Annotated in this window: 5 protein-coding genes and 1 pseudogene; 2 read left to right on the forward strand and 4 right to left on the reverse strand. The window is 59.1% G+C overall.

Annotation, left to right across the window (positions count from 1 at the left end):
- Positions 1-64: 64 nt before the first annotated feature.
- On the forward strand, positions 65-1,084 hold the full coding sequence (locus AC1DSG_RS29095; RefSeq protein WP_477793958.1) for a DUF4917 family protein: 1,020 nt from the start codon (positions 65-67) through the stop codon (positions 1,082-1,084).
- 89 nt (positions 1,085-1,173) lie between these two features.
- Here the strand turns inward: AC1DSG_RS29095 and AC1DSG_RS29100 are convergent, their stop codons facing one another.
- The 3 genes and pseudogenes from AC1DSG_RS29100 to AC1DSG_RS29110 all read right to left on the reverse strand — a co-directional run bounded on the left by AC1DSG_RS29100 (position 1,174) and on the right by AC1DSG_RS29110 (position 2,450).
- Positions 1,174-1,518 carry a YegP family protein gene (locus tag AC1DSG_RS29100; protein ID WP_477793961.1) on the reverse strand — a complete coding sequence of 115 codons (345 nt, stop codon included), beginning with the start codon at positions 1,516-1,518 and terminating at the stop codon, positions 1,174-1,176.
- Between the two features lie 129 nt (positions 1,519-1,647).
- Positions 1,648-1,854, reverse strand: a pseudogene (locus AC1DSG_RS29105) (ribbon-helix-helix domain-containing protein); the annotation flags it as partial.
- 14 nt (positions 1,855-1,868) lie between these two features.
- Complete coding sequence (locus AC1DSG_RS29110) at positions 1,869-2,450, reverse strand: DJ-1/PfpI family protein (RefSeq protein WP_452625238.1); 582 nt, start codon at positions 2,448-2,450, stop codon at positions 1,869-1,871.
- A gap of 280 nt (positions 2,451-2,730) precedes the next feature.
- Here AC1DSG_RS29110 and AC1DSG_RS29115 point away from each other — a divergent pair, with 280 nt between their 5' ends.
- Entirely contained in the window at positions 2,731-3,621 is an 891-nt protein-coding gene (locus AC1DSG_RS29115; RefSeq protein WP_477793959.1) for a DMT family transporter, read from the forward strand.
- 82 nt (positions 3,622-3,703) lie between these two features.
- On the opposite strand, the gene AC1DSG_RS29120 is transcribed toward AC1DSG_RS29115, so the two are convergent.
- Complete coding sequence (locus AC1DSG_RS29120; protein WP_477793960.1) at positions 3,704-4,918, reverse strand: class I SAM-dependent methyltransferase; 1,215 nt, start codon at positions 4,916-4,918, stop codon at positions 3,704-3,706.
- Between the last annotated feature and the right edge of the window lie 141 nt (positions 4,919-5,059).

The raw sequence follows: 5,059 nt of genomic DNA on the forward strand, positions 1-5,059 counted from the left end.
CTCGATGCCCGGCCGTGATAAAGTCGCCGCCCATTAGCCCCTTTGCTTCGAGACGACCACCGCAATGACCGATTTCCAGGATGTTGATGCCCAACTTGAAGACTGGAACGCCTTGCGCRCCACCGCCTCGTTCAGCGGCTTGCTGGTCGGCAACGGCGCCAGCCGCGCCGTGTGGGACGATTTTGGTTACGACTCGTTGTTCGAGAATGCGCGCACCGTCGAAGAAAAACCCCTGAGCCAATCCGAGCTGAGCGTGTTCGAGGCGATGCAGACGCGCAGTTTCGAACAAGTCCTGAGCGCGCTGAAAACCACCAGCCGGGTCAACAAGGCGCTGGCCGTCAGCTCCGCCGCACCACGCAATCGCTATTACGCAATCAAGGAAGCGCTGATCAACACCGTGCACGCAGTGCATATTCCGTGGCGGCTGGTGGTGCCTTCGACCCTGGCGACCATCAGCCAGGAACTGGGCAGCTATCGGACGGTATTTACCACCAACTATGACTTGCTCAACTACTGGTCGATCCAGCATCAGCCGGACGCGATCACCGACCTGTTCCGGGGCACCGAGCCGGGCTTTGACCTGAGCGCCACGGCGACCGAGAAAACCCGTTTGCTGTACCTGCATGGTGGTTTGCATCTGGTGCGCAATCAGGATGGTACGGCGCGCAAGTTGATGTCGACCGAGGGCACGTTGCTCGGCAGTTTCGCGATCAACAACACGATCAAGACGCTGGATGACGTGCCGCTGTTTGTGAACGAAGGGCCGGCGCAGGACAAGCTCAAGACCATTCGCAGCTCGGATTATCTGTCATTCTGTTATGACCAGTTATTGGGGCATGGCGACGGGTTGTGTGTCTTTGGTCATGCGCTGGGTGAGCAGGACAGCCATATCGTTCATGCGCTGCGCCAGGCGAAACCGACGGTGGTGGCGATCTCGATTTATCCGCGCAGTAAAGCGTTTATTCAGCATCAGAAGCGGCATTACGCGAAGGTGTTTGAGGGGACGGGATCGGAGTTACGGTTTTTTGATTCCAAGACGCATGCGTTGGGTAGTTCGAAGCTGACTGTTCCAGTCGAGGTTTAGTGGCGACGCGGCTGACGCCATCGCGAGCAGGCTCACTCCCACAGGGGAATGCATCCCAATGTGGGAGTGGGTTGAATTGGAAATTATGTTTAGAGCACCGGCAAGGTTTTGTCCTTGATCACGGTGGTCGGCCCGTTGGCCTTCACACTCGCGATACCTTTTTCCAGTGCGGCCTCGGAGGAATAGGCTTCGCTGCTGCCGATGATTTCGTGGTTGGCGGCCTTGAGGTTGAAGTAAGGATGGCCATCCTTGGTGGTCTTTTTCTCGTAGCGTTCATCCAGCGGACTGTTTTTTTGCACCGAGGCAATGCCGTTGTCGGCTGCACTGCGGGTGGTGTAATGCTCGCTGGTCAGAATGGTTTCGGCATTGGCCGCCTTCAAGACAAACCGAAACTGACCGCTGCTGGTTTTGCTCACTTCATACCATCCAGACATGCTCTTTCTCCTTGGCAATTGAGAGGCTTCGCGCTTCAGAGTAAAGACCAGCCTGCTAGTTCTGTCGCCTGTACCGGCCCCTTCGCGAGCAGGCTCGCTCCCACATTTAGACCGTATTTCCATGTGGGTCACCACTTCCCCGCGATAGTCCATCACCTCTTCATACAGCTTGGCGATCAGCTGATTAGTGGTCATTCCGTCGACTTCGGCGATTTCGCTGAGGATGTCCCAGAACTGATTCTCCAGCCGCAGGGTGGTGACCACCCCGCAGATGCGCAGCGAGCGGGAGCGCGATTCGTAGAGGATCGGATCGGCCTTGACGTAAAGCTCGCACATGGACAGGTCCCTCGTTACAACGTGATTTTGGTGCCCAGCAACCCGAGGAAACCGGCGAGCCAGCTCGGGTGTGCCGGCCAGGCCGGGGCAGTGGCCAGATTGCCTTGAACATGGCCCTGCGTCACCGGGATGTCGATGAACGTACCGCCGGCCAGACGCACTTCCGGAGCACAGGCCGGATACGCGCTGCACTCGCGCCCTTCGAGAACGCCGGCCGCCGCCAGCAATTGCGCGCCATGACACACGGCAGCAATCGGCTTGCCGGCCTTGTCGAAGGCACGCACCAAATCCAAAACTTTTTCATTCAGGCGCAGGTATTCCGGCGCACGGCCGCCGGGGATTAGCAGCGCGTCGTAGTCGGCTTCAGCGACCTTGGCGAAGTCGAAGTTCAGGGCGAACAAGTGGCCGGGCTTTTCGCTGTAGGTCTGGTCGCCTTCGAAGTCGTGGATGGCTGTGCGCACGGTCTGGCCGGCGGTTTTGTCAGGGCAAACGGCGTGGACGGTGTGACCGACCATCAGCAGCGCCTGAAACGGCACCATTACTTCGTAGTCTTCGACGTAATCGCCGACCAGCATCAGGATTTTCTTGGCAGCCATGGGGAGGACTCCTCTGGGGGAACATTCGCAGGAGTATTCAAGGTAGTCCTTATCCGCGAGGTCGGGTAATAACCAGTTACTACCTGATGAACCGCGTTATCGTTCATCGCGGGCAAGCCACGCTCCCACAGGTGATCGCATTCCAATGTGGGAGCGTGGCTTGCCCGCGATGGCGTCGGCAAACTGTACGGATAACTCTGCGCCTAGCTGTAACAGCGCAGCCGGCGCGGTTTGTGGCTAGATGAAGACACTTTCCCCACTCTGAATTCTGGTTGCCAACATGTCCTCGCGCGAAAACACCGGCATGGCCCTCGGCCTGCTCGGTGTTGTGATTTTCAGCCTCACCCTGCCCTTCACACGGATCGTCGTGCAGGAACTGCATCCGCTGCTCAATGGCTTGGGTCGGGCGCTGTTCGCGGCGGTGCCGGCGGCGATGCTGTTGCTGTGGCGTCGGGAGAAATGGCCGACCTGGAAACAGGTCAAAGGCCTGACCCTGGTGATCGCCGGGGTCATTCTCGGTTTTCCGGTGTTGTCAGCGTGGGCCATGCAAACCTTGCCGGCGTCCCATGGTGCCTTGGTCAATGGCCTGCAACCGCTGTGCGTGGCGCTGTACGCCGCGTGGTTGTCCCATGAACGACCGTCAAAAGCCTTCTGGGCTTGCGCCGCGCTAGGCAGTGCACTGGTGCTGGGTTATGCGCTGATTAGCGGTGCCGGCAGCATTCAGGCCGGTGATTTGCTGATGCTCGGGGCGATTGCGGTGGGTGGTCTGGGTTACRCCGAGGGTGGGCGACTGGCCAAGGAGATGGGCGGCTGGCAAGTGATCTGCTGGGCGCTGGTGCTGTCGACGCCGCTGTTGATCGGGCCGGTGGTGTATTTGGCGCTGCAACATCAGGGCGATATATCGGCCAAGACCTGGTGGGCGTTTGGTTACGTCTCGCTGTTCTCGCAGTTCATCGGCTTTTTTGCCTGGTACGCCGGGCTGGCAATGGGCGGGATTGCGCGGGTCAGCCAGATTCAGCTGCTGCAGATCTTCTTCACCATCGCCTTCTCGGCGCTGTTCTTCGGTGAACACATCGAGCCGATCACCTGGCTGTTTGCTGCCGGGGTGATCGTGACGGTGATGTTGGGGCGCAAGACCGCCATCAAACCAGCGCGAGTGGCCACGGCGTAATCCCGTAGGAGCACAGCTTGCTTGCAATGGCGCCTTTGAAATCGCCTCGCCAGCAAGCTGTGCTCCTACAGGATTGTCGTGTTTAGAGGTAGCCGTCGGCCCGCAGCAAGGTTTCGAGGCAATGCTCGCTGATGTGGTAGAAATCCTTCAGCTCCTGAATCTTCACCAACAGCTGGGCCGGGTCCACCGGCTCGGCGCGTTTGACCGCCAGGATCATCTTGTTCTTGTTGGTGTGGTCCAGCGAGATGAACTCGAACACCTTGGTTTCGTACCCGCAGGCTTCGAGGAACAACGCACGCAAACTGTCGGTGACCATTTCCGCCTGCTGCCCCAGATGCAATCCGTATTGCAGCATCGGCTTGAGCAGTGCCGGGCTCTGGATTTGCAGGCGGATCTGTTTGTGGCAGCACGGCGAGCACATGATGATCGACGCGCCGGAGCGGATGCCAGTGTGGATCGCGTAGTCGGTGGCGATGTCGCAAGCATGCAGCGCGATCATCACGTCCAGTTCGCTCGGCGCCACGCTGCGCACGTCACCGCACTTGAACACCAGCCCCGAATGCTCAAGTTTCGCAGCGGCAGCGTTGCACAGGTTGACCATCTCTTCGCGCAACTCGACGCCCGTCACCACGCCTTCGGCGTTCAAGGTGTTGCGCAAATAGTCGTGGATGGCGAACGTCAGGTAACCCTTGCCCGAACCGAAATCCGCCACCTGCACCGGCTTGTCCAGCGCCAGCGGCGAGGTGGTCAGCGCATGACTGAAGACTTCGATGAACTTGTTGATCTGCTTCCACTTGCGCGACATCGCCGGGATCAGTTCGTGCTTGCTGTTGGTCACGCCCAAGTCGGCGAGGAACGGCCGGCTCAGGTCGAGGAAGCGGTTCTTCTCGCGGTTATGCTCGGCGGACGGCACTTCACGCAATTGCTGAGGTTTGCTCTTGAACAGCGAAGATTTGCCCTTTTTGCTGTATTCGAGCTGGGCTTCGTCGGTCAATGACAGCAAATGCGCATTTTTGAACGAGGTTGGCAGCAGTGCAGCGATGGTCGCAACGCCTTCGGCAAGTGGCAGATTTTTGGTGATGTCGCGGGTTTTGTAGCGGTAGACGAAGGACAGGCAAGGCTGATCCTTGACCGTCAGCTGCTTGATGATCAGGCGCTGCAAATCCGTTTCAGTGCCGACGTACTTGGCCAGCACCAGCTTGATGAAGGCGTTGGCGTCGAGGCTGGTTTGCAGCAGGTCGATGAACTGGGCATGGTGATCCGGCGCAAGGCTGGCGGGGGTAGCGGTGACGGACATGGGCAAAACGGCCTCGGGCGGAGCGAATCGGGGAATGGCGGGTATTTTAGGGGGGATGGCCGTTGGGGACACGCAGTTATTTACCGAACGGCGCGATCTGTAGCAGCTGGCGAAGCCTGCGTCCGGCTGCGAAGCAGTCGT

It is taken from the genome of Pseudomonas sp. P5_A12, from assembly GCF_056400685.1.